The sequence below is a fragment of the Streptomyces sp. NPDC013157 genome (genome assembly GCF_042899865.1).
Taxonomy (GTDB): domain Bacteria; phylum Actinomycetota; class Actinomycetes; order Streptomycetales; family Streptomycetaceae; genus Streptomyces.
This window is the reverse complement of record NZ_JBIBAK010000002.1, coordinates 143,244-164,041: the sequence shown is the minus strand read 5'-3', so window position 1 is coordinate 164,041 and position 20,798 is coordinate 143,244. Positions and strand designations below refer to the sequence as shown.

General features: G+C 72.0%; 24 protein-coding genes and 3 pseudogenes. 9 read left to right on the top strand and 18 right to left on the bottom strand.

The annotated features are described in order from the left end of the window. Window positions 1–37: 37 nt before the first annotated feature. From ACFY6U_RS06190 to ACFY6U_RS06145, 10 genes and pseudogenes are all read right to left on the bottom strand, one after another. Window positions 38–428: pseudogene (locus ACFY6U_RS06190) on the bottom strand (glycoside hydrolase); the annotation flags it as partial. Window positions 429–430: 2 nt separating this feature from the next. Then, window positions 431–517, bottom strand: a pseudogene (locus ACFY6U_RS06185) (deaminase); the annotation flags it as partial. Between the two features lie 30 nt (window positions 518–547). After that, entirely contained in the window at window positions 548–1,123 is a 576-nt protein-coding gene (locus tag ACFY6U_RS06180; RefSeq protein ID WP_390035347.1) for a transcriptional regulator, read from the bottom strand. Between the two features lie 55 nt (window positions 1,124–1,178). Next, a complete protein-coding gene (locus tag ACFY6U_RS06175) occupies window positions 1,179–2,840 on the bottom strand; it encodes a helix-turn-helix domain-containing protein (protein ID WP_390035346.1) in 1,662 nt (553 codons plus the stop codon). Next, window positions 2,837–3,130 (bottom strand): helix-turn-helix domain-containing protein, encoded by a 294-nt coding sequence (locus ACFY6U_RS06170; protein WP_390036514.1) that lies wholly within the window; start codon window positions 3,128–3,130, stop codon window positions 2,837–2,839. The genes ACFY6U_RS06175 and ACFY6U_RS06170 overlap by 4 nt, the downstream gene beginning before the upstream one ends. Before the next feature lie 87 nt (window positions 3,131–3,217). After that, the gene (locus tag ACFY6U_RS06165) at window positions 3,218–3,412 is read right to left on the bottom strand and encodes a hypothetical protein (protein WP_390035345.1); all 195 of its coding nucleotides are present in this window, start codon (window positions 3,410–3,412) and stop codon (window positions 3,218–3,220) included. 145 nt (window positions 3,413–3,557) lie between these two features. Then, complete coding sequence (locus ACFY6U_RS06160) at window positions 3,558–4,190, bottom strand: hypothetical protein (RefSeq protein ID WP_390035344.1); 633 nt, start codon at window positions 4,188–4,190, stop codon at window positions 3,558–3,560. Continuing rightward, complete coding sequence (locus tag ACFY6U_RS06155) at window positions 4,103–4,666, bottom strand: CGNR zinc finger domain-containing protein (RefSeq protein WP_390035343.1); 564 nt, start codon at window positions 4,664–4,666, stop codon at window positions 4,103–4,105. The genes ACFY6U_RS06160 and ACFY6U_RS06155 overlap by 88 nt, the downstream gene beginning before the upstream one ends. Window positions 4,667–4,780: 114 nt before the next feature. After that, entirely contained in the window at window positions 4,781–6,445 is a 1,665-nt protein-coding gene (locus ACFY6U_RS06150; protein ID WP_390035342.1) for an ABC-F family ATP-binding cassette domain-containing protein, read from the bottom strand. A 79-nt stretch (window positions 6,446–6,524) separates the two neighbouring features. After that, window positions 6,525–8,159 (bottom strand): ABC-F family ATP-binding cassette domain-containing protein, encoded by a 1,635-nt coding sequence (locus tag ACFY6U_RS06145; RefSeq protein ID WP_390035341.1) that lies wholly within the window; start codon window positions 8,157–8,159, stop codon window positions 6,525–6,527. A gap of 435 nt (window positions 8,160–8,594) precedes the next feature. Between ACFY6U_RS06145 and ACFY6U_RS06140 the strand changes: the two genes are divergently transcribed. From ACFY6U_RS06140 to ACFY6U_RS06110, 7 genes are all read left to right on the top strand, one after another. Beyond that, window positions 8,595–9,317: a molybdopterin-dependent oxidoreductase gene (locus ACFY6U_RS06140; RefSeq protein ID WP_390035340.1), complete on the top strand. Its 723-nt coding sequence runs from the start codon at window positions 8,595–8,597 to the stop codon at window positions 9,315–9,317. Next, window positions 9,265–9,978: a cytochrome b/b6 domain-containing protein gene (locus tag ACFY6U_RS06135; RefSeq protein ID WP_390035339.1), complete on the top strand. Its 714-nt coding sequence runs from the start codon at window positions 9,265–9,267 to the stop codon at window positions 9,976–9,978. The genes ACFY6U_RS06140 and ACFY6U_RS06135 overlap by 53 nt, the downstream gene beginning before the upstream one ends. A 27-nt stretch (window positions 9,979–10,005) precedes the next feature. Next, window positions 10,006–10,458, top strand: a complete 453-nt coding sequence (locus ACFY6U_RS06130; protein WP_390035338.1) for a hypothetical protein — start codon at window positions 10,006–10,008, stop codon at window positions 10,456–10,458. Beyond that, window positions 10,392–10,616 (top strand): hypothetical protein, encoded by a 225-nt coding sequence (locus ACFY6U_RS06125; protein WP_390035337.1) that lies wholly within the window; start codon window positions 10,392–10,394, stop codon window positions 10,614–10,616. Before ACFY6U_RS06130 ends, ACFY6U_RS06125 begins: the two co-directional genes overlap by 67 nt. Further along, complete coding sequence (locus ACFY6U_RS06120; protein ID WP_390035336.1) at window positions 10,603–10,995, top strand: ATP-binding protein; 393 nt, start codon at window positions 10,603–10,605, stop codon at window positions 10,993–10,995. Before ACFY6U_RS06125 ends, ACFY6U_RS06120 begins: the two co-directional genes overlap by 14 nt. 374 nt (window positions 10,996–11,369) lie before the next feature. Next, on the top strand, window positions 11,370–12,983 hold the full coding sequence (locus ACFY6U_RS06115; protein WP_390035335.1) for a tannase/feruloyl esterase family alpha/beta hydrolase: 1,614 nt from the start codon (window positions 11,370–11,372) through the stop codon (window positions 12,981–12,983). A 44-nt stretch (window positions 12,984–13,027) separates the two neighbouring features. Beyond that, a complete protein-coding gene (locus tag ACFY6U_RS06110) occupies window positions 13,028–13,612 on the top strand; it encodes a DUF308 domain-containing protein (RefSeq protein ID WP_390035334.1) in 585 nt (194 codons plus the stop codon). A gap of 121 nt (window positions 13,613–13,733) precedes the next feature. Here the strand turns inward: ACFY6U_RS06110 and ACFY6U_RS06105 are convergent, their stop codons facing one another. From ACFY6U_RS06105 to ACFY6U_RS06085, 5 genes are all read right to left on the bottom strand, one after another. After that, a complete protein-coding gene (locus tag ACFY6U_RS06105) occupies window positions 13,734–14,966 on the bottom strand; it encodes a cytochrome P450 (RefSeq protein ID WP_390035333.1) in 1,233 nt (410 codons plus the stop codon). A gap of 130 nt (window positions 14,967–15,096) precedes the next feature. Next, a complete protein-coding gene (locus ACFY6U_RS06100) occupies window positions 15,097–15,660 on the bottom strand; it encodes a hypothetical protein (protein WP_390035332.1) in 564 nt (187 codons plus the stop codon). Beyond that, a complete protein-coding gene (locus ACFY6U_RS06095) occupies window positions 15,657–15,920 on the bottom strand; it encodes a hypothetical protein (RefSeq protein WP_390035331.1) in 264 nt (87 codons plus the stop codon). The genes ACFY6U_RS06100 and ACFY6U_RS06095 overlap by 4 nt, the downstream gene beginning before the upstream one ends. 318 nt (window positions 15,921–16,238) lie before the next feature. Then, window positions 16,239–16,595, bottom strand: coding sequence for a DUF2255 family protein (locus ACFY6U_RS06090; protein ID WP_390035330.1), 357 nt, complete (start codon window positions 16,593–16,595; stop codon window positions 16,239–16,241). After that, window positions 16,592–17,467 (bottom strand): helix-turn-helix domain-containing protein, encoded by an 876-nt coding sequence (locus ACFY6U_RS06085; protein WP_390035329.1) that lies wholly within the window; start codon window positions 17,465–17,467, stop codon window positions 16,592–16,594. Before ACFY6U_RS06085 ends, ACFY6U_RS06090 begins: the two co-directional genes overlap by 4 nt. Window positions 17,468–17,669: 202 nt before the next feature. Between ACFY6U_RS06085 and ACFY6U_RS06080 the strand changes: the two genes are divergently transcribed. After that, on the top strand, window positions 17,670–18,593 hold the full coding sequence (locus ACFY6U_RS06080; RefSeq protein ID WP_390035328.1) for an alpha/beta hydrolase: 924 nt from the start codon (window positions 17,670–17,672) through the stop codon (window positions 18,591–18,593). 66 nt (window positions 18,594–18,659) lie between these two features. Here ACFY6U_RS06080 and ACFY6U_RS06075 read toward each other — a convergent pair whose 3' ends face one another. Next, a complete protein-coding gene (locus tag ACFY6U_RS06075; RefSeq protein WP_390035327.1) occupies window positions 18,660–19,088 on the bottom strand; it encodes a hypothetical protein in 429 nt (142 codons plus the stop codon). 121 nt (window positions 19,089–19,209) lie between these two features. Here ACFY6U_RS06075 and ACFY6U_RS06070 point away from each other — a divergent pair, with 121 nt between their 5' ends. Next, on the top strand, window positions 19,210–19,749 hold the full coding sequence (locus ACFY6U_RS06070; RefSeq protein ID WP_390035326.1) for a CGNR zinc finger domain-containing protein: 540 nt from the start codon (window positions 19,210–19,212) through the stop codon (window positions 19,747–19,749). Window positions 19,750–19,961: 212 nt separating this feature from the next. Here ACFY6U_RS06070 and ACFY6U_RS06065 read toward each other — a convergent pair whose 3' ends face one another. Together ACFY6U_RS06065 and ACFY6U_RS06060 are read right to left on the bottom strand one after the other, a co-directional pair. Beyond that, window positions 19,962–20,135, bottom strand: a complete 174-nt coding sequence (locus ACFY6U_RS06065; RefSeq protein ID WP_390036571.1) for a hypothetical protein — start codon at window positions 20,133–20,135, stop codon at window positions 19,962–19,964. A 106-nt stretch (window positions 20,136–20,241) separates the two neighbouring features. Further along, window positions 20,242–20,352, bottom strand: a pseudogene (locus tag ACFY6U_RS06060) (TetR/AcrR family transcriptional regulator); the annotation flags it as partial. Between the last annotated feature and the right edge of the window lie 446 nt (window positions 20,353–20,798).

The following is a 20,798-nucleotide window of genomic DNA, read 5'->3' as shown; positions in this document are numbered from 1 at the left end:
GACGCCGTTCCTGGAGCGCGCCGTCACCGACAGGGCCGGTGTGGAACCCGAAGCCCTTGCTTCCGCACGTCGACGGGTCGAAGTAGCGCTCCGGCTCCACCCAGCCGTAGGGGCCGCCGCCGGTGACGATCCCGCCCGCCGAGTTGTTCTGGTAGAGCACCCCCGGCACCTGGCTCGCCACGGCCTTGCGCATCCCTGCGTCGACCGCGGCCGGCGGGTTGCCCTCGCTGGCCCCGCACCACACCGCCACGCTCGGGTGGATGCGGTAGCGCAGTACGGTGTCACGGGCGACGGAGAGGAACGCCTCGTGATCCGGCGGGTCCATGCCCCAGGCGTTGGGGAAGTCGTTCCACACCAGGATGCCGTGCTCGTCGCAGGCGGCGTAGAAACTCCTCGCGGTTGCTACTGCCCACCCAGTTGCGGATCATCGGGTGGAGACCCCGCCGCCGAGCCGGACGTCCTTGCCCCGCGCCGTCTCCCTCGCCCGTGCCAGGGCCATGGCCGGCTCGCCGTCGACGGTGCCGTGGGGGTGGTCCGGTGGTGGGGGTCAGGCCGCGAAGCCGACGTTGGTGACGTATTCGTACTGGCCCCACTCCGAGCCGAGGTCCACCGTCGCGTCGTTGATCCAGGCATCGTCGAGGGCGTCCTCGTCGTCGTTGGCCCAGGCCTCCACGATCCGGTCCCAGTGGCGCACGTTGAGGGTGCGGAAGGAGACCACGCGCTGGTGCGGGCGGGTCACCTGGGACTGGTTGAGGGGATGGAACTCGACGCGGGTGCCGCGGCCCTCGCGGTTGAGGCGGGCGGTCAGGTAGCGGGCCACGTTGTGGCGGCGGACCGTGCGGTAGGCGGTCTCGATGGCCTGGAGGTTCTTCCTGGAGGGGCTGCGTCTGCCGTCCAGCCAGGCCTTCAGGGTGCGGTCGGTGACGGTGAGGCCGGCCTCGCGGGCCGCCCGGCGGGCGTGGTCGGTGCGGGCCAGGTAGTGCAGCCGGGCTAGCAGACCGCGGCGCTGCGTGATCGGGGTGGTGACGAAGCCGGCGAGTGCGTCGAGCTGGCGGGCCGCCGCCTCGTGCCCCTTGACGCCGCGGGCTCCGAACTTGCCGAAGTCGATGTTCCTCTCCGGCATCTCTCCACTCCTCGCTGCGCGGCCGGGTGACGGGTGCTCATGAGGGTACAGCGGTTCACGTGTCGCCGTCGGACGGCCCGGTGGCCACCGTGTACACGTCCTTGACCTTCACCTCGGCGACGCCCCGGCCCTCGGAGAACACCGCCCGCCAGTCGCCGGTGACGTGCAGTTCGTCGGTGCCCATGGCGCGTACGACCATCAGGCCCTCGTCGTAGGCGCGGTGGGCCTTCCACCACAGGTTGGCGAAGGCCTGGGAGCGGATGAGGTGCATCCAGTCGGTGCGGTACAGCTCGCGGTTGTAGTTGGACTCCCCCAGCGTGGAGACGAACTTCGAGTACATGGCCTTGACGTACTCCAGCGTCACCTCGTCGTCCTCGGTGATCGCCCGGTCCCGGGCGTCCTTCAGGGCGACGCGGAACTTCTCCAGTAGGCCCTCCGTCGCGCCGGACGTCCACGACTCGTGGATCCGCGGCGGTTCGCACAGCCCGTACTTCGGGCCCGACACCCGCAGCAGCAGGCGCAGGGTGGGTTCGGTGACCCACAGCGGGCCGGATTCGTCACGGCTGCCGATCGGGTTGGGCAGGAAGGCGTCGTGCTCCCAGGCGGGCGGGGTGATCAGGTGGACGCCGGCGCGGCGGCGGTCGTGCTGGTCGCCGGTGGAGTGTTCGAGCTGACCGAGCGGGAGGTGGGTCTTGAGCGCGCTGAGGTAGGCGCCGTTGACGTCCAGGGCCGTGATCTCGTGCTCGCCGGGCGGGAGTTCGGGCCTCGTCCACTTGGGGCGGGCCTCCCAGATCTGGTCGGCGCCGCGGGAGGACTGCTTGCGCAGCACGTCGGGCAGCCAGGGGTGGGCGACCAGTTCGTAGCGGCCGCCCTTGCGGCTGTGGTCCAGCAGGGCCATCGCGTCCGGGATCGCCCGTTTCACCAGTGCCGCGGTCGCCGCCTCGACGTCTCCGGAGTGCTCGGCGAGGGCGGCGGCGACGGCGGAGCCGATCAGGTCCGGGGCGTCGGCGGACTTCAGGCGTCGGCCAACGGGCACGACCTTGACGCCGCGCCGCGGGGGCACGGGCGCGGATGTGGGTGTGGGTGTGGATGCGGGGGTGGATGCGAATGCGGTTCTGCCGCCGTGGTCCGGGAACCGGGGGCGGTCGGCCGCGTCGGCCGCGTCGGGCCGTCGGGTCTCGGGTGTGCCGCGCCGAGTGGGGGTCGAGGGGGATGGTGCGCCCTGCGCGGACGGGGCCGAGGGGGATGATGCGTCCTGCCCGGACGGGGCCGAGGGGGACGGTGTGTTGCAGTCTGCCGGGTCCAGGTGCTGGGCGAAGCCCGCTACCTGGTGGTGGGCCGGCTGTCCGCACAGGACACAGGGCTGGGGAGTGGTGAGCACCTCCCCGTCGTCACCACCATGGACGACCGCCCGCGTGTCCTCGGGTTCCTCGGGGTCGCCGTCCGCTTCGGCGCCGCCGGACCCGGCGGCGACGGCGGCGAGCTTGGTGCGTGCCCCTTCGAGGAAGTACGCGTACTTCTCCCGGGTCTCACCGCTCGGGTCGCGGCCGGTCTCCCAGCCTGCGACCGCGGACGAACTGACCCCCAGGGCCTGGGCGAGCTGGGGGCGGGAGAGGTTCAGCTCTTCGCGCAGCCTGCGCCGTTCCCCGGCGGCCGGCAGCGGGACCTCTTTCCTCGCCCCGGCGAGCAGGGCGTCGATCGCTCCGAAGTCCGTCATCGCACCGTCCCCTCGACGGCGGTGGTACGTGCGCCGCCGGGTGCGCGGCGGCGGGCGACGGGCAGCGCCTCGACGGCCCGGGTCGGTCCCGCGAGGAGATCGAGCCCGTCGATGCCGTAGTGCGCGGCGACCGCCTCGCAGTCGCTCAGACTCCACGCGGCGGTGCCGGACTGACGGCGGCTCACCTGGGCCTGGGTGACCCCCAGCGCCTGGGCGAGCCTGGTCTGCGATTCGCCGGTGGCGTGCAGAAGCGCAGCCACCGCCGACCGGACCCGCTCCTCGAGGTTCATGCTCACGCCGCCGACCCTATCGCGCGAAGCGCACCCGCCATACGGATAGCGCATCGCCGTTCGCCGGTACGGCGGTCGGCCGTTGGGCTACAGGCCCAGGTCGAGGGCCAGGCACGAGTAGTACTTCCAGCTGCCTTCGGGGGTGTACGAGTCCTTGGCGCCGCCGGGGGCGGCCTCCACCTCCTGGGTCATCTGGTCGAAGCGGATGCGCTCGGGGAGCCGGCCGAACCGGGCGTGACGCAGTTCCGCCGCGGCGGCGTCCGTGGTGAGTTCCTTCTTCATGACCATTCTCCACTTCGTGGATCGCGTCCCTGCTCGTCGCCTGGACGGATATCAGCATGCCCCTTCGAGCGTCACCAGTCAAGGCGGTGACGGAGGCGTGAGATCCAGACCCGCGCGACCTCTCCACGTTTGATCAGGTCGGCAGTCAGTACATCCGCGAGTGGCAATGTTCGAAGGGGCCATGTGAAGGTCCGCGGATGCCTCTGGTGCGTCCGCGCCCCCGCCCCCGAGAGGACGGAAGCGGGGCTGGGGCAGGATCATCGACATCGGGGTCCGCTCCGTCCGGCGTGACCGTGGGTACGGTGATCCTGGGATGGCCCAGCAGCCTGTTCTCCGGGTCCGCGTACCGGGGGTCGTCGGGCGCGGCGGGCAGTCGGTGCCGGTAGCTGTGGATCACCACGTTGACGTTGTCCGGGTTGGTCCACGGCGCTGCCGCCTGTGCGAACTCGGCCTCGGTGAACTGCTGTCGGGGCGAGTCGCGGTGCCAGACGACGCGCGCCAGGCCCTCCCGGTCGCGCTGTAGCCCCTGCCGGCCACGCCCGGTCAGGAAGTAGAAGAAGTACCGGTAGTCCTCCTCCAGCGAGGGGGTCGGCGGGTTCTGGGCGGCGGCCGGGTTCTGGATGAGGTAGCCGTTGACGGAGATCGGACCGGTGCGGCGCCCGGGCCGCAGCGCGGCGGGGAGTTGAACGGTCAGTGTGCGGCCGCGGCGGGTTCCGTCTTCTTGCGGGCGCGGTAGGCGGCGGCCTTGATCCTGTTGCCGCAGGACTCCATGCCGCACCACTGGCGCCGCATGCCCCGGGAGCGGTCGATGTAGACGCGCGTGCACTCGGGGTTGCCGCACTCCTTCATCAGGGGGACGTCCGGGCCGCTGAGCAGTTCGACGGCCTGCCGGGCGACGGTCGCCAGCGCCTGTTCGGGGGTCGCCTCGGTGAGCCGGCCGTTCTCGGTGAGCTGGGGCGTCACCGGGGTCTTGCGGGCGGCGGCGTTGACCGTCTCGAGTGCCTCGGGATCGAAGCCCTCGCCGAGGCGGCGGTCGGTGACGAGCTGGTAGACCGCCTCGCGCACGGCGGTCGCCTCCCGGACGTCGTCCTCGCCGCCCGGCGTGATCGTGTCCACCAGCCCGGACTCCAGGTACCAGGCATTCAGCCGCTCCGGGGTCACGAACATCTCGAACCGGGTCGAGCGCCGGGCCCGGAGCGTGGCTGCGAAGTCGAGAGCCGGGTGGCCGCATACGAACACATGGTTAAGATTCACATCACCATCTTGACAGGTGACTCCAGGCGAAGCAAGGGTTCGTCACCGCTCCAGGTGGTGCGCGGTCGTGGGGCGTGCACGGAATCGTACGGCAGTGCGGGTGTTTTGCAGAGGTCAGGGCCCGGTCCGGGAGGGTTTCCTGGTCCCCTTGCCCGCCGCTCCCGGCGCCAGCCGCAGTTCGCGGCCCTGCCACCGCCGGCGCAGCCAGCGGTCGTGGCTCGCCACGACGATCGCGCCGGGGCCGGGGCCCAGCGCGGCCTCCAGTTCGTCGCACAGGGCAGGGGAGAGGTGGTTGGTGGGCTCGTCGAGCAGCAGCAGCTGGGGCGGGCGGGCCACCAGCAGGGCCAGCGCCAGGCGCCTGCGCTGCCCCACGGAGAGTTGCCCGACCGGCTTGCCGAGGTCCGCGTCGTGCAGCAGGCCGAGGGAGTTCAACGGCACCTTCTCGGCCCGCTGCACTCCCAGTGACAGCTCGTAGGTGTCCCGGACCGTACGGTCGGGCCTTTCGAACACGGTGTCCTGGCTGAGCAGCCCCACCGTCAGCCTGCGCCGCCGGTGCACCTCGCCCTCGGCGGGGAGCCGCCCGGCGAGCACGGCGAGCAGCGTCGACTTGCCCGCCCCGTTGCCGCCCGTGACCAGCAGCCGGTCGGTCGGCGACACCTCCAGCGCGTCCAGCGCCAGCCGGCCGGGCACCCGCACCCCGTGCAGCGCCATCAGCGGCTGCGGGCCCTCCTCGGCGTGTGCCGCGAGTTCGCCGCCAGTGAAGCGCAGCGGCCCCGGCGGTTCGGCGACCCGGGTCCGCTCCAGTTCCTCCAGCCGCCGCGTGGCGTTGCGTACCCGCCGGGAGACCGAGTTCTGCACCCGGCCCGCCCGGTGGCCGTAGCCCATCTTCTCGTTGTCGGTACGGCCCCGGTCCGGTGCGACCCGGTGCGCGGTCACGCCCGCCGCCTCGCGCAGCGCCTCCAGTTCCTCCTGCTCCTCGGCGAACCGCCGTTCCCAGCGCTCCCGTTCGGCGCGCTTCGCGGACAGGTAGGCGCTGTAGTTGCCGCCGTAGCGGACCGGGCCGTCCACCGCCGGGTCGAGGTCGACCAGGTCGGTGCAGACCGCGTCGAGGAACGCCCGGTCGTGGCTGGCGATCACCACGGTGCCGGGCAGGCTGCGGACCTGCTCCTCCAGGAAGGCGGCGGCGCCGTCGTCCAGGTGGTTGGTCGGTTCGTCCAGGAGCAGTGCGGACGGGCGCCGTACCAGCAGTGCGGCCAGGGCGAGACGGCCGCGCTGGCCACCGGAGAGCGATCCGAAGGCGCGCTCGTGCCCGAAGGCGCCGAGGCCCAGGCCGTCCAGGACCAGGGCGGCGCGGTGGTCGGCGTCCCAGGACTCCCGGTCCTGGGCCAGTTCCAGGCGGCGGCCGTAGGCGTCGAGGAGTTCCCGGTGGCCGGGGTCGGCCTCCGGGACGAGCGCCAGCTGCTCGCCGAGCCGGTCCAGCTCGGCGAGGTCCTCGCGGGCCTCCCTCAGGGCCTCGGCCAGCACCGTGGCGATGGTCGACGACGCGTCGAACCGCATCTCCTGGTGCAGGAAACCGAGGCCGGCGAGGCGGGTGACGCTGCCCGCGTCGGGTTCGTCGACGCCGGCGAGCACCCGCAGCAGGGTGGACTTGCCGACGCCGTTCTCCCCGATCAGGCCGATGCGATGGCCGGGGGAGGCGGTCAGGGAGACGCCGTCGATGACACGACGACCGCCCAGGCTGCGGACGAGGTCATGGGCGAGCAGAGCGGGCTGGGGCACGGAAAACCGTCCAAGGTGATCGGTGGTCGGCCCGCCGGGCACGGGGCCTCGGACGCGGGCCACGTCACACACCGGCGGCTCACACCGCGGGAGCCCCCGCATCCTTGAGCGCCCCGTCGGCCAGGCGCAGCCGGCGGTTCACGCCGATCTCCGTGAGGAACCGCTCCTCGTGGCTGACCACGAGGAAGGCGCCCTGGTAGGAGTTGAGCGCGCTCTCCAGCTGGCCCGCGCCGACCAGGTCGAGGTTGTTGGTGGGCTCGTCGAGCAGCAGCAGGTGCGGGGCCGGTTCGGCGCACAGCACACACGCCAGGGTGGCGCGCAGCCGCTCCCCGCCGGAGAGCACCCTGGCGGGCAGATGTGCCCGCACGCCCCGGAAGAGGAAGCGGGCGAGCAGATTCATCCGCTCCGCCTCGGACCGCTCGGGTGCGAACGCGGCGAAGTTCTGTGCGACCGTGCGGTCCAGGTCCAGCAGGTCCAGGCGCTGTGAGAGATAGGCGATCCGGCCGTCGTTGCGCTTGATCTCCCCGCTGTCCGGGGCGAGTTCGCCGGTGATCAGCCGCATCAGGGTGGTCTTGCCCGCGCCGTTGGGTCCGGTGAGCGCGATCCGCTCGGGGCCGCGGACGGTCAGGTCGACCCCGCCCGCCGCGAACACGTCCCGGTCTCCGAGGCGGACCTGCATGCCCTCGCCGAGGAAGAGGTTGCGGCCGGCCGGTACCTGGGTGTCGGGCAGTTCCAGGGTGAGGCGCTGCTCGTCGCGCAGTGCGCGGCCGGCCTCGTCGAGGCGGGCCTTGGCATCGCTGACCCGGGAGGCGTGCACGGTGCCGGACCTGCCCGCGGCCTCCGGCGCGCCGCGCTTCATGTTGCCGGCGAAGATCTTCGGCAGACCGGCGTTCTTGAGGTTCTTGGCGGCGTTGCTCGCGCGGCGCTCGGCGCGTTCGCGGGCCTGCTGCATCTCCCGCTTCTCGCGCTGGAGTTCCGCCTCGGCGTTGCGGACGTTCTTCTCGGCGGCCTCCTGCTCGGCGCGCACCGTCTCCTCGTACTCGGTGAAGTTGCCGCCGTACAGGCGCAGTTCGTCGCTGCCGAGTTCGGCGATGCGTTCCATGCGGTCGAGCAGCGCGCGGTCGTGGCTGACCAGCAGCAGGCAGTCGGAGAACTCGGAGAGCACGTCGTAGAGCTTGTGCCGGGCCTCGAGGTCGAGGTTGTTGGTGGGCTCGTCGAGCAGCAGGACGTCGGGACGCCTCAGCAGCTGGGCGGCGAGGCCGAGGGAGACGACCTGGCCGCCGCTGAGGGTGCTCAGGCTGCGGTCCAGGGCGAGGCCGGCGAGGCCGAGGCGGTCGAGCTGGGCGCGGGTGCGCTCCTCGATGTCCCAGTCGTCGCCGATGGTGGTGAAGTGCTCCTCGTCGACGTCGCCGGACTCCACGGCGTCGATGGCGCGGATCACCGCGTCGACGCCGAGTACCTCGGCGACGGTGAGGCCGCCGGTCAGCGGCAGGCTCTGTGGGAGGTGGCCGAGGGTGCCGCCGACCGACACCGAGCCGGTGGCGGGCCTGAGCTCACCGGCGATCAGCTTGAGCAGGGTGCTCTTGCCGGAGCCGTTGGGGGCGACCAGGCCGGTGCGGCCGGGGGTCACGGTGAAGGACAGGCCGTGGAAGACGGGGGTGTCGTCGGGCCAGGCGAAGGACAGGTTCGAGCAGACGATGGAAGCGTCGGACACGGCGATGACCTCGAACGGTGTGAGGGCAGGGAAGAGACCTCTGCCCAGGGCAGACGTGGGAAAAGGGGTACGACGAGACGGGCCACGTCAGCGGCGCTCCTGTGCGCCTGCCGGTGGCCGTCAGAACCGGGTCTCACCCGGAGATGTCGTCTTCACCCGCCACGTCTGTCACTCCTCGATACACGGTCAACGTCTTCCTGAGCCTAGCAGCCGATGCCCCGCGCCCGTTCCGTACGGGACTCGTACGTGTGTGCTCTGCGACATATGCCGTCGGGCTGGTCCCGTCTGCCGCGTTGTTGACAGGCCGAGGAAGGCCGTGTCACGATCGTCACCTGTTTGACAGGTGACGACGTCGTACGGGAGTCCGACAGTGTTCACACGTGTGGGTACATCCGGCAGCGCCGGATCGTCGCCGCCTCGAAGGAGCACACTGGCATGACAGAAAGGCCGAAGCAGGGGTCCGAGGGCGCGCCGGTGGGCCGGCGGGCGATGCTGGGCATGCTCGGGGCGGGTGCGGCGGGGCTCGCCGCGGCGCCCTTTCTCCAGCGCGGCTGGGAGAGCTTCCTCGCCACGGCCTCCCAGGTCGACGCCACGGGCCTGACCGGACTCCTGCCCGACCCGGGCGGCTTCCGGTACTACAGCGTCGTGGGCTCGGTGCCGCGCAAGGACGAGACGAACTACGCGCTGCGGGTCACCGGACTGGTGGAGCGGGCCAGGAGCTACACCCTCGACCAGCTGCGCGCGATGCCGCAGACCCGGGTGGTGCACGACGTTGTGTGCACCGACGGATGGCGGGTGGAGAAGACACCTTTCGACGGGGTGCGGCTGGCGGACATCCTCGACGACGCCGGGGTGCGCTCGCCGGGCGCGGCGGTCCGCTTCACCTGCTTCGACGGCGCCTACAGCGAGAGCCTCACCCTGGAGCAGGCCCGCCGTTCGGACGTCCTGGTGGCGCTGAACATGCAGGAAAGACCCATCACCCACGAGCACGGCGGGCCGGTGCGCCTCTACGTGGCCCCCATGTACTTCTACAAGTCGGCCAAGTGGCTGTCCGGTATCTCGGTCACCGACAAGGTCGTCCCCGGCTACTGGGAGGAGCGCGGTTATGCGGTCGACGGCTGGCTCGACGACGCCGACCGGCACGGTGACGCGGCCTGAGGCGGCCGAGCGGGTCCGCCGCTTCACCGCCGCCGAACGCTGGGTCCACCGGACCACCGGCCTGCTGATGCTGGTGTGCCTGGTCACCGCCGCCTGCCTGTACCTCGGGCCGCTGGCCCTGCTCGTCGGACGGCGGCACCTGATGGTCACGCTCCACGAGTGGTCCGGCATCCTTCTGCCGCTGCCCGTCCTGCTGGGACTCCTGTCGCCCGCGTTCCGCGCGGACCTGCGCAGGCTCAACCGCTTCGCGGTGTACGACCGGCAGTGGCTGCGCGCCGTCCGCAGGCGACGCCACGGGCCCGGAGCCCGCCCGGCCGGCAAGTTCAACGCGGGGCAGAAGCTCTACGCGGGCTGGATCGCCGGTGCGGTGCTGGTGATGATGTCCACCGGCCTGCTGATGTGGTTCATGGGCCTGCTGCCCTTCGTCTCCCGCACCAGCGCCATCTTCGTCCACGACATTCTGGCCTGGGCGATCGTCCTCGTCGTCCTCGGCCATCTGCGCAAGGCCTTCGAGGACCCGGAGGCCAGACTCGGAATGCGAACCGGATACGTCAGCCGGTCCTGGGCCGAGCGGCACCACTCACGGTGGCTGGCGGAGGACCGCACGGGTACCGAAGCCGGGAAAGCCGGGAAAGCCGACAAGGTGCGACATGTCCCATGAGCGGGGACGGGTCGTGCCGGAGGGCTCATGGACGGCCGCAGCGTGCCGGACGCGGAAGAACCGGTGCCGTACGGCCGGGGACAGGCGTCCGCCGGGGTGCCCGGCGGCGAGCTGACCGCCGTCCTGTACCGGGCCGTGCACCAGAACGCCCACCGCCTGAATGCGGCGGCGGCCGTCTACCTGCTGGCTCCCGACGGCGGCGAACTGCGTGCCGCCATGATCGGCGGCAGCCCGCCGTCCGTCCCCACCCTGCCCGGCCGGATGACCCTGGACTCCCCGTACGCCTCCGCACGCGCCCTGGCCTCGGGAGCTCCGGCGGTCCTGGCGGACCCCGATCCCCTCGCCGACCCGCGCCACGACGCCCTCGCCTACCCCTGCACCGTCGCCTCGGTGCCGCTGGAGCGGGAAGGCTCGTGCTCTACTCCGACGGACTGTACGAACGGGACCGCGACGACGTCCGGGAACGGCTCGACGCCGTAGGCGCACCCGCGGACACCGGCCTGGAACACCTCGCGGACCGGTTCCTCCAGGGTGCGTCCGGCACCTGTGACGACGCCGCGCTGCTGCTGGCCCGGTACGAGGGGACGGACGGGCGGCCGGGCCACGCGCGTGGCCGGGATGCACGTGCACCGGCGTGATCTGCGGGCGGTCCGGGAGGCCCGTGGCTTCGTGCCCGAGCACCTGGACGACTGGGGCCTGGCGGACATGTCGGACGACCTCACGCTCATCACGTCGGAGCTCGTGACGAACGCGCTCGTCCACGCGGGCAGCGATGTGGACGTGCGGCTGCGGGTGACCGGTGACCGGCTCCGGCTGGAGGTGCGGGACGCGGACGCCGACCCGTCGGTGCCGGCCGCCTACTCGCTCACCGAGGAGGGCAGCGCACGGGCCGAGCACGGGCGCGGCCTGTACCCGGTCGACGCGCCGGCGCACACCTGGAACACCTCGCCGAGCGGCCGGGGCAAGACCGGGTGGCTGGAGATGGGCATCCCCGGTGCGGACGGCGAAACCGGCTGACGGCAGTGCGGGGGCCGTCGTCTGACCTCACATGTTTTTCACCGGGCGGGCCGGTGCCGTCGGTGTACAGACCGTCAACTGACTGATGTGGCGGGGTGGGCTGTACAGCCAGGTGGAGCCGGGTTCGAGACAGCCCGCACAACCCGCACCTTCGATTCGGCACACCCCCTTTCGTCACCGGCTTAACCGGTGATAAAGTCTGGCTCAGTCTTCGGCGAGCCCGAGCCTGTCCCGGGGCGCATACCGAGGTCACGGAGGTACCCGCGGACGCCGTCCGCGGTGAGTCCCGTCGGCCCGCCCACTGTCGTTCTCGATGTGACGTGCACATGTGTCGCCGCAGCCGGGCGCACACCTACTTCTCTGATGGGAATGCGATGAAGAAAGTTCTCACTGTCCTCGCGGCCGGCGTGCCGCTGGCTGCGGCGGTGTACCTGCCGACCGCCTCGGCGGAGCCCCTCACCTCCGTCGCCGCACCGCCGGCCTGTGCGGCGCCGTCGGTGAAGGCCCCGTCCGGCACCGAGGTGGAGTCCGTGACGGCGGTCCGCCAGGAGGGCGGCACCATCCACGGCACCGGCCTGCTCGGCGGCGACGTCTCCGGCGTCCCCGCCTTCTGCCAGGTCACGGTGACCATCACCCACCCGGGCGACAACGAGCACGCCAAGGTGCAGACGTGGCTGCCCCTGACCAAGTGGAACGGCCGCTTTCAGGCCATCGGCGGCAGTGCCTACAGCGCCGGTGACAACGGCGTCGGACTGGGCACCGCCGTCAAGAACGGCTACGCGGCCACCACCACGGACGCCGGCATCGGCGACGTCCTCGACACCAGCTGGGTGCTGAACAGCAAGAACCAGGTCAACGCCGCGCTGCTGAAGAACTTCGCCTCCCGCTCCCAGCACGAGGCCGCGGTCGTCGGCAAGGAGGTCGTGAACGGGGTCTACGGCAAGCGTGCCGCCTTCTCCTACTTCACCGGCTGCTCCACCGGCGGGCGCGAGGGCTACATGGAGGCCCAGCGCTACCCCGACGACTACGACGGCATCCTCGCGGACGCGCCCGCCGTCAGCTGGGACGAGTTCGAGGTCGCCACCCTGTGGCCGCAGGTCGTCATGAACAACGAGAAGACCTACCCGACCGACTGCGAGTTCAAGGCCTTCACCAACGCCGCAGTCAAGGCCTGCGACAAGCTCGACGGCGTCCGGGACGGCCTGGTCGACGACGCGTCCCGCTGCGACTTCGACCCCCGCCGTCTGATCGGCACCAAGGTCGTGTGCGACGGCAGGGAGCTGACCATCACGGCGGCCGACGCGAACGTGGTCCGCAAGATCTGGGACGGTCCGCGCACCGCCTCGGGCAAGAAGCTGTGGTCCGGTGTCCCGGTCGGCGCCGACCTGAGCGGTCTGGCCGGCACCACGACGGACACCGACGGCACGGTCAAGGGCGCGCCCTTCCAGGTGCCCGCCCTCTGGACGCAGCTCTTCCTGGAGAAGGACCCGTCCTTCGACGTCTCGAAGATCACCTACAGCGACTTCACCCGGCTGTTCAAGCAGTCCGAGGCCGAGTACGACAAGGTCATCGGCACCGACGACCCGGACCTGTCCGCCTTCCGCAAGTCCGGCGGCAAGCTGCTCACCTGGCACGGCGGCGCCGACCAGTTCATCCCGACCGACGGCACGGTGCAGTACCACGACCAGGTCGTGCGGGAGATCGGGAGCGCCAGCAGGACCGCAGACTTCTACCGTCTGTTCATCGCCCCGAACACCGGCCACTGCGGTCTCAACGGCCTCGACGGCTCGGCCGACGGCCTGGCCGCGCTGACCTCCTGGGTCGAGCACGGCAAGGCGCCTCGGACGCTGCCCGCCACGCTGATCAACGCCGACGGCAGACAGGTCGAGCACGACCTGTGCAGCTACCCCGCGGTGTCCCGCTACAAGGGCCACGGGGACCCGGCCCTCGCGTCCAGCTTCCGGTGCGTCTCCCCGTCCCGGCACTGACCGGCCCCGCGACCACCCTCTGACCTGAGAAAGGCCGAACCGACATGAGCACGCAGACAGCCACGCCGGCGAACGCGGCGGGCGAACGCTCCTCCCTGCTGAGGCTTTACCTGACCCGCGGTGTCCTGGCGGTGGTGTGGGCCCTGGCGTTCGCCAAGGCGCACGAGGACGTCGACGCCGTGGCGATCACCCTGCTGGTCGTCTACCCGCTGATCGACGCGGTGTCCTCGCTGATCGACCACCGTGCCACCCCCGAGGGGTCCGAGCGCCGCGTCATCGCGTTCAACGGAGTGCTCAGCACAGTGGCCGCCATCGCGCTCGGTGCCGCCGGCGCCGGCGGTGTGGCACCGGTGCTCCATGTCTTCGGTGCCTGGGCCCTCGTCTCCGGTGCCGCCCAGGTGGTCGTCGGGATACGGCGGCGCGGTCCCGAACTGGGCAGGCAGTGGCCGACCCTGATCTCGGGCGGTCTGTCCTTCCTGGTCGGCATCACCTACAACATCCAGGCCGCGGGCGACAACCCCTCGCTCGACGTGCTCTCGGTGTACGCCACGGGCGGCGGGGTGTGGTTCATCCTCCAGGCCCTGCTGCTGGGCTGGAAGTCCCGCCAGCTGCGTACCCGTACCGTCTGACGGCCGTACCCCTCCGGGGCCCGTCCCGGCCCGCGCCTCCCCCGGCGCGGGCCGGGACGTTTCCGTGTGCGGGCCTGGCCGTTCTCGTACGAGAGCCTGGGCGTTGCCGTACGGGGCCCCGTCAGCCGACGCGGTAGCGCACCGGGAGGGACAGCACGCCGCGGATGATGCCGGAGCCGATCCACTCCAACGACTCCACCGGAGCGGCCAGTTCGAGTTCGGGCACGCGGGAGAGCAGGACCCGCAGGGCGGTCGTGGCCTCCAGACGGGCCAGCGGGGCGCCCAGGCAGTAGTGGATGCCGTGCCCGAAGGCGAGGTGGCGGGCGCCCGGCCGGGCCACATCCAGCGCGGCGGGGTCACCGCCCCCCGGCTGCGGGGCGTCGCGTCCCGCCGCGCCCAGGGCCACGACGACCATGCTGCCCCGGGGGACGGGCACCCCGCCCAGCTCGATGTCCTCGGCCGCGTAGCGGCTGGTGGAGCGCTCGACGGAGGTGTCGTAGCGCAGGAACTCCTCCACCGCGCCGGGCATCAGCTCGGGGTGCTCCCGCAACAGCCGCAGCTGCCCCGGGTGTTGCAGCAGGGCGAGCACGGCGTTGCCCAGCAGGTTGACGGTGCTCTCGTGGCCCGCGACCACCAGCATCATGGCCGTGCCCACGAGTTCCTCCTCCGTGAGCCGGCCGTCCTCCTCGTCGCGTACGGCGACCAGGGCGGACAACAGGTCGTCCCGGGGACGGCGCCGCTTGTCCGCGACGAGATCCGCCAGCAGGCCGTGCAGCCCGGCCAGGGCCGCGCGGTGACCGGGCGAGGCCACCTGGAGCGCCTGGCCCGCCCAACGGCGGAAATCCTGGCGATGCTCCTCGGGGATGCCGAGGAGTTCGGCGATGACGGTGGCCGGCAGCGGGGCGTTGAACGCCGAGACGAGGTCCGTCTCGCCCGCGGGTGGCAGCGCGTCGACGAGACCGTGGGCGATCTGCTCGACGCGCGGCGCGAGTTCGGCGGTACGGCGCGGGGTGAAGGCGGCCGCGGCCAGTCGGCGCAGCCGGGTGTGCTCGGGCGGGTCGGCCTCCATCATCTGCGCGCCGAGCCCGACCGAGGGCCTGTGCAGGACGTAACCCGCGGCGGCCAGTGCCTCCGCCGCGGGCGTGGCGTCCTTGAGCAGGGCGGGGTGGACCAGTGCCTCCCGGGCCAGGTCGTGACCGACCACCACCCACCCCTTCAGGCCCAGGTGGAACTCGGCCGGGTGGATGGGGCCGAGCTCCCGCAGCCGGTCGTACCGGGCGGGGGCATCGGCCTTGAAGGCGGGATCGATGACCACCCGGCCGTCGCGGTACGGGCACTCCTCGTCGAGGCTCATGGCGCATCTCTCCCGTTCTCGCCGTCGGACCGTCGTCATCAGAACGAGCCGGGGGCCGGGGAAGTTCAGGGTGCGGACCCGCGCACGAAAGCGCCGAAGGGGCACGCGCGGTGCGCGTGCCCCTTCGGCGCTACTCCTGTTTCGTCGCGTCCAGCAGGTCCGGCTGCTCGATCAGGTCCACCGCGGCCGCAGCCAGGTAGCGGGCGGCCGACAGCAGCGCCTGGTGGCCGATGTTGGTGGCCGCCGTCGCCGTGACACCCCAGTTGTGGTTCGGGATGCCGGGCGGGTAGGCCGCGGACAGCAGCACGGCGGTGGGCACCTGCCAGCTGATGTCGGCGGTGTCGGTCGCCCGCCCGCCGGTAGAGGCGGCGGCCGGGGGAGCGAGCGGGGTCAGCGTGGTCGGCATGCCCACCTCGGGCTTGCCCAGCGACTTCTGCACGGCCTTCGCCAGGGCGTGGTCGGCGTCGGTGAACCGTGGGGCGCCGATCTGCTGCATGTTGTCGTTGAGCAGCTCCGCGCCGGCCTTGTTCGCGAGGAGGTTCCAGGTCGCGGAGTGGAACTTGTGCACCAGGCGGGTCTGGCTGGCCTGCGCGGCGGCCTTCCCGCACTCCACGATCTTGTCGTACAGCACCTGGGCGCGGGCCGGGCTGCCCTCGCGGACGAAGAACCAGATGGAGCACATGTCCGGGGTCACGTTGCGCGCCGCCGCCGCACCGCGGCGATCACGGCATGCCTGGCCTCTGCGTCGGCCTGCCCGGCGAACCGGTGCACGGCATCGAGGGCCCCCTCGTGACCCCGGAACACCGCGAGGTCGGGCGGGAGCTGCCGGGGGACCTGGTGGGTGCGCGGGGTGGCGGCCTGCACGAGACGCCGTCGCTCGGACTCGTCCAGCTCGAGCGAGTCCAGCAGTTCGCTCAGCGTGGAGCGGCGCGGCAGGCTCCGGCCCCTTTCCATGTCGCTGATGGCCCGGACACTCCCCCCGAGGCCTCCGCGAGACCCTCAAGTGTGAGTACCGACCGCTGCCGCACCTCCCGCAACAGGCCGCCGAACATCTCCTTGCTCATCCCACTCCCGCTGTCGTGCCCTGGGATGCCTGCCGTGAGCTCGGCGTCATACTCCGCGGCGCTGAGCAACGCAGCAGTTGTGGAATGAGTGTTCAGCTCGGATATCACATGTTGGTCCCACACCGGTTCCACACCGGTTCCGCGTCGGTCGAGGTGTCGGCGGGAGGGGTGTCGCCGTCCCGAGTCTCGGACGACAGTGGCTCAGTTCTCACACCGGATCGATCCGGATCGTGGCGGCACGGGCCTTCGGGGCGGCGACCAGGGCGTCCGCCACCGGGCCGTACTTGTCGCGGAAGGCGGCGTCGAGTCCGGCGGGCGGCCGGAGGCCGTCCGCCGTCAGGCGGACGTCGCGGGTCACGGAGCCCAGCCGGATCCTGCCGCGCCCGTGTTCCCGGGCCGCGCGGTACCAGCGGGAGCCAACGCCCCGGTAGGCCCGGATGTACAGTTCGCCGTCCACGAGCGCCATGCCGATCTCCACTCCGGGGCCCTCCCCGTCACCGGCGGTCAGGACCAGGGAGTAGGTATCGGTGAGCAGGGTCCGCTCCTCGGGTGTCCAGGTGTTCATCGGGTCAGGTCCTCGGTTCGTGGTGTGCCGGGTCTGCGCGCGGTCCACGAGTTGAGGATGCGCAGGGTGTCGTGGGAGGTGGTGCCGGTCTCGGCGGTGAGGGTCATCAGGCGCTGCCCTGAGCCGTCCGGGCTGGTCCAGGTGTCGCAGTCGAGGGTGAGGTCGCCGACCAGCCGGTGGCGGTAGTGCTTGGTGCCGTCTCCGGCGCCGGTCACGTGGTGTTCGGCCCACCAGGTGCGGAAGTCCGCGTCCTGGATGGTCAGGGTGCCGACCAGACGGGTGAGTTCCGGGTCGTCGGGTTCGGCGGCGGCCGCCATGCGCAGGGCGGCGACGGCGTCCCGGGCGTCGTGCTCCCAGGAGAGGTGCAGTTCACGGACGACCGGGTCGGTGAACAGCAGGTACACGTAGTTGCGCCGGTCGGCCGGTACGGCGGCGAAGTCGGTGTAGAGGGCGACGGCGGCCTGGTTCCAGGCCAGGATGTCCAGGCGCCGGCCGAGGACCAGCGCGGGCGTCCCGGTGAGCTGGTCGAGCAGGCGGCGCACGGCGGGCCGCACCTGCTGGGCGGGCCGGCGGCGGCGCGGGCGGGCGCCGCTCCGGCCGGCGAGTTCGTAGAGGTAGGTCTTCTGGTCGTCGTCGAGGCGCAGGGCGCGGACCAGGGTGGCGAGCACGGGCCCGGAGGCGCGGACCCGGCCCTGTTCGAGCCGGGTGTAGTAGTCCACGCTGATCGCGGCGAGCCGGGCGACCTCCTCGCGGCGCAGCCCGGCGACCCGGCGCGGGGTGTCCGCCTCGGGCAGACCGCACTCCCGTGGCGTCAGCTGCGCCCGACGTGCCCGGAGAAAGGCACCGAGAGGGGAGTCGGGTGTCTGTTTCATGTCCCCAGTGTCATGCGGCCGGGGCCGGCGCGACACAGGTGTGAGGGGGCAGGATCTTTCCCAGGCAGAAACCTGGCTCTCCCGGCCGGGGCCGGCCGGACGCATGGTGGATGTGTGCCCGGCACGGACGGTGCGGACACCGAGCCCACCGACCGGTGCGGCGGCCACCGGACTTCAGCGTCACCCACAGGAGAGTTCCCCCATGACCAGGACCCGTGTCACCTTCGACAGCGCCGGCATCGAGATCGCCGGTCACCTCTACACCCCCGGCACCGCGGCACCGGGTCCGCGGCCCGCGATCGTGGTCGGTCACCCCGGCAGCGGGGTCAAGGAGCAGACGGCCGGTCTGTACGCCGGCCGGCTGGCCGAACAGGGCTTCGTGGCGCTCGCCTTCGACTCCGCCTTCCAGGGCGAGTCCGGCGGTCTGCCGCGCGGTCTGGAGGACCCCGCGCACCGGGTCGAGGACCTCAAGGCCGCCGTCTCCTTCCTCACCACGCGCGACGAGGTCGACGCCGACCGCATCGGCGCCCTGGGCATCTGCGCCTCCGGCGGCTACGTGCTCACCGCCACCGGAGGCGACCACCGGATCAAGGCGGTGGCCACCGTCAGCGGCGTCGACATCGCCCGCCAGTTCCGCCTCGGTGCCGACGGTACCCAGGACCCCGCCGTCTTCCAGGGCATGCTGGACGCCGCCGCCCAGGCCCGTACCGCCGCCGCCCGCGGCGCGGAGCCGGCGGTCCTGCCGATCTTCCCGGAGACGGCCGAGCAGGCCGCGCTCGGCGGCGAGCACGGTGCCGACGGCTTCGACTACTACTGCACGCCCCGCGGGGCGCACGAGCGGTCCGCGAAGTTCTTCGTCTGGGAGAGCGTCGACAAGATGGCCGCCTTCGACGCCTTCCAGGCCGTCCCGCTGATCGGCGACCGTCCGCTGTTGCAGATCGTAGGCACCCGTGCCATCACCTCGTGGATGGCCGTCGACGTCCACCAGCGTGCCACCGGCCTGAAGGAACTGCACTGGATCGAGGGGGCGAGCCACGTCGACCTCTACGACAAGAAGGAGTACGTCGACCCGGCCGTCGCGAAGCTCACCGACTTCTTCACCGCGGGCCTCGGCGCCGGGAAGTGACCCCGCCCACGACGGCATGACGAAGGGGCCGGCGGCTGGTGCCGCCGGCCCCTTCGTGCCGGGGGGTCACTTGGCCTGGAGGGGACCCGCGAAGGACTTGCGCAGGGAGCCGGGGGCGGCGAGGGGGAGCAGGGAGGCGAGCATCTTGCCCTTGAGGGTGGCCGGCTGCCGGGTGAGCTCGACGTCGACGCGGGTGCCGTCGCCCTCGGGGGTCATCCTGAACACCCAGCCGCCGCTGGCGCCGAAGAGCTTGGAGTCGAGGGTGGTGACGGTGACGGTGTCGCCGCCGGGCTGCCATTCGTAGCGGGCCCGCTCCCAGGCGGCGGCGGTGCCCTCGGTGACCTCGGCCCAGGTGTCGCCGAGGTCGTGGACCTCGAAGTGGTCCGCGTCGATGGTGGGCCAGGACTCGGCGCGGGAAGGACCGAAGTCGGTCAGCACCCCCAGCACGTCCCTGGGAGCGAGCGTGGAGACGAGGTGGAAGCGTACGACTGCCATGGGATGTGTCCTCACCGAGAAGTAACTGGTCTGGCCGGTGACGAAAGGCTCGCACGCATTTCCGTCACCTGTCAAGCCGGTTACTCTTGAAAGGTGTTCAGCCACCTGTCAGGAGGGTCTCGTGAGACATGTGTTTCCGTGCGGGACGCCCGCGCTCGACTTCGTGGGCACCCTTCAGGCGCGGCGCGCGCCCGCTCCGATCGAGCGGCTCACCACCCCCGGACTGCTCGACTCCTGGTTCGTCGAGTCCGGCCTGCTCTCTCGGGAACCCGGCTCCGGTCAGGCGGACCTGCGCGCGGCGACAGCGCTGCGCGAGGCGATCTACGCCCTGGTCGGGGCGCGTCTCGCCGGTCGGCCGCTGCCCGCCGTGGCGGTCGCCGCGGTGAACCGGCAGGCCGCCTCCGTGCCGGTGACGATGTGCCTGGGTGCCACGGGCACCAGTCGCTACGGTACGGCCGGCCAGGCCCCGGCCGACCTGGCCCGCGCGACGGTGGAGATGGTCGCGGGCGCCGAGGCGGACCTCCTGCGTGAGTGCGGGCACCCCGACTGCACACACGTCTACCTCGACCGCTCGCGAGGCCGCCGACGTGAATGGTGCGCGTTGCGGACCTGCGGGAACCGTGCCAAGGCGGCTGCCCTGCGAGCCCGCCGCCGAGGATGAACGCGGGCCGGATCCGGCCGGTTGAGCGCGGCCTCGGGTTCGTCTCCGGAACGTGCCCGCGGGCCCGACGCGTGCTCAGTCCAGGGCCCGCAGGGCTCCGCTGACCGCGGATTCCAGGAACGTGCGGTCCACGCGTGCCTGGCCCACCACACGCATGCCCTGGACGAACGTGGTGAGGAATCGGGCCAGTTCCACCGGACTGCGCTCGCCGTTCAGCTCTCCCGCTCCCGGGCCCGCTCCAGCGCCTCGGTCAGCACGGACTCCAGGGCGGTCATCGTCAGCCGCACCTGCTCCACCGTCACGTCGTGCGCTGCGCGTTCGGTGGCCGCGTTCACCAGCAGACAGGCGCGCTCGGGGTCGGCCACGTCGGCCGCGACCATCGCCACCAGCAGCGCGTGCAGAGCCGTACGGATGCCGGCCGCCGGCCCGCACGTCCCGGTCGAGGGCCGCCACCATGACGTCGCAGTAGCCGGCCAGGGCGCGGGCGTACAGGCCGTCCTTCGAACCGAACGCCGCGTACAGGCTGCCGGTGCCGATCCCCAGCAGGGCCGTGAGCTGCGGCATCGCCGTGGCCTGGTAGCCCTGCCGCCAGAACAGGCCCATGGCCTGCTCCACAGCCACGTCGGTGTCGAACTCACGAGGGCGTGCCACCCCGGGCTCCTTTCCTCGGCGGGGCCGTCGGGCCGGTGTGCGCCGGCGGGGTCTCCGCGGCAGCACGAGGGCGTCGATCGGCGTATGGCGGGGGTACCCGGTCCGGGGCCTTGGACATGGAGAAGCGGAACACGGGCCCGCCACTTGCAGGACGGCCACCCACCGGCATGAGTCGATCGACTGCAAACATGGAATCGGGGGGTGTTGCCGTCCTTGCCCCGGTGCGACTCCGCGTGCGGCCGGGTTCCATGTCGATACGGGGAGGGGCATGCTCGGCCGGGCATTGTGCGATGAGCCTCGTCCACATTGACGGCAACAGCCCGAGGACCAACATGCAGGTGTACCTGACCCCCCCGCTTGAGCCCGGCAGCGCGTCCCGGCACGCCGCCGCCATCGTC

Excerpts from the sequence above, each read along its gene's own strand:
- ACFY6U_RS06180 (WP_390035347.1), bottom strand. The coding sequence starts at position 1,123 with ATGCCGGAGAGGAACATCGACTTCGGCAAGTTCGGAGCCCGCGGCGTC.
- ACFY6U_RS06175 (WP_390035346.1), bottom strand. The coding sequence starts at position 2,840 with ATGACGGACTTCGGAGCGATCGACGCCCTGCTCGCCGGGGCGAGGAAA.
- ACFY6U_RS06170 (WP_390036514.1), bottom strand. The coding sequence starts at position 3,130 with ATGAACCTCGAGGAGCGGGTCCGGTCGGCGGTGGCTGCGCTTCTGCAC.
- ACFY6U_RS06165 (WP_390035345.1), bottom strand. The coding sequence starts at position 3,412 with ATGAAGAAGGAACTCACCACGGACGCCGCCGCGGCGGAACTGCGTCAC.
- ACFY6U_RS06140 (WP_390035340.1), top strand. The coding sequence starts at position 8,595 with ATGACAGAAAGGCCGAAGCAGGGGTCCGAGGGCGCGCCGGTGGGCCGG.
- ACFY6U_RS06135 (WP_390035339.1), top strand. The coding sequence starts at position 9,265 with ATGCGGTCGACGGCTGGCTCGACGACGCCGACCGGCACGGTGACGCGG.
- ACFY6U_RS06130 (WP_390035338.1), top strand. The coding sequence starts at position 10,006 with ATGGACGGCCGCAGCGTGCCGGACGCGGAAGAACCGGTGCCGTACGGC.
- ACFY6U_RS06115 (WP_390035335.1), top strand. The coding sequence starts at position 11,370 with ATGAAGAAAGTTCTCACTGTCCTCGCGGCCGGCGTGCCGCTGGCTGCG.
- ACFY6U_RS06110 (WP_390035334.1), top strand. The coding sequence starts at position 13,028 with ATGAGCACGCAGACAGCCACGCCGGCGAACGCGGCGGGCGAACGCTCC.
- ACFY6U_RS06105 (WP_390035333.1), bottom strand. The coding sequence starts at position 14,966 with ATGAGCCTCGACGAGGAGTGCCCGTACCGCGACGGCCGGGTGGTCATC.
- ACFY6U_RS06095 (WP_390035331.1), bottom strand. The coding sequence starts at position 15,920 with ATGGAAAGGGGCCGGAGCCTGCCGCGCCGCTCCACGCTGAGCGAACTG.
- ACFY6U_RS06090 (WP_390035330.1), bottom strand. The coding sequence starts at position 16,595 with ATGAACACCTGGACACCCGAGGAGCGGACCCTGCTCACCGATACCTAC.
- ACFY6U_RS06085 (WP_390035329.1), bottom strand. The coding sequence starts at position 17,467 with ATGAAACAGACACCCGACTCCCCTCTCGGTGCCTTTCTCCGGGCACGT.
- ACFY6U_RS06080 (WP_390035328.1), top strand. The coding sequence starts at position 17,670 with ATGACCAGGACCCGTGTCACCTTCGACAGCGCCGGCATCGAGATCGCC.
- ACFY6U_RS06075 (WP_390035327.1), bottom strand. The coding sequence starts at position 19,088 with ATGGCAGTCGTACGCTTCCACCTCGTCTCCACGCTCGCTCCCAGGGAC.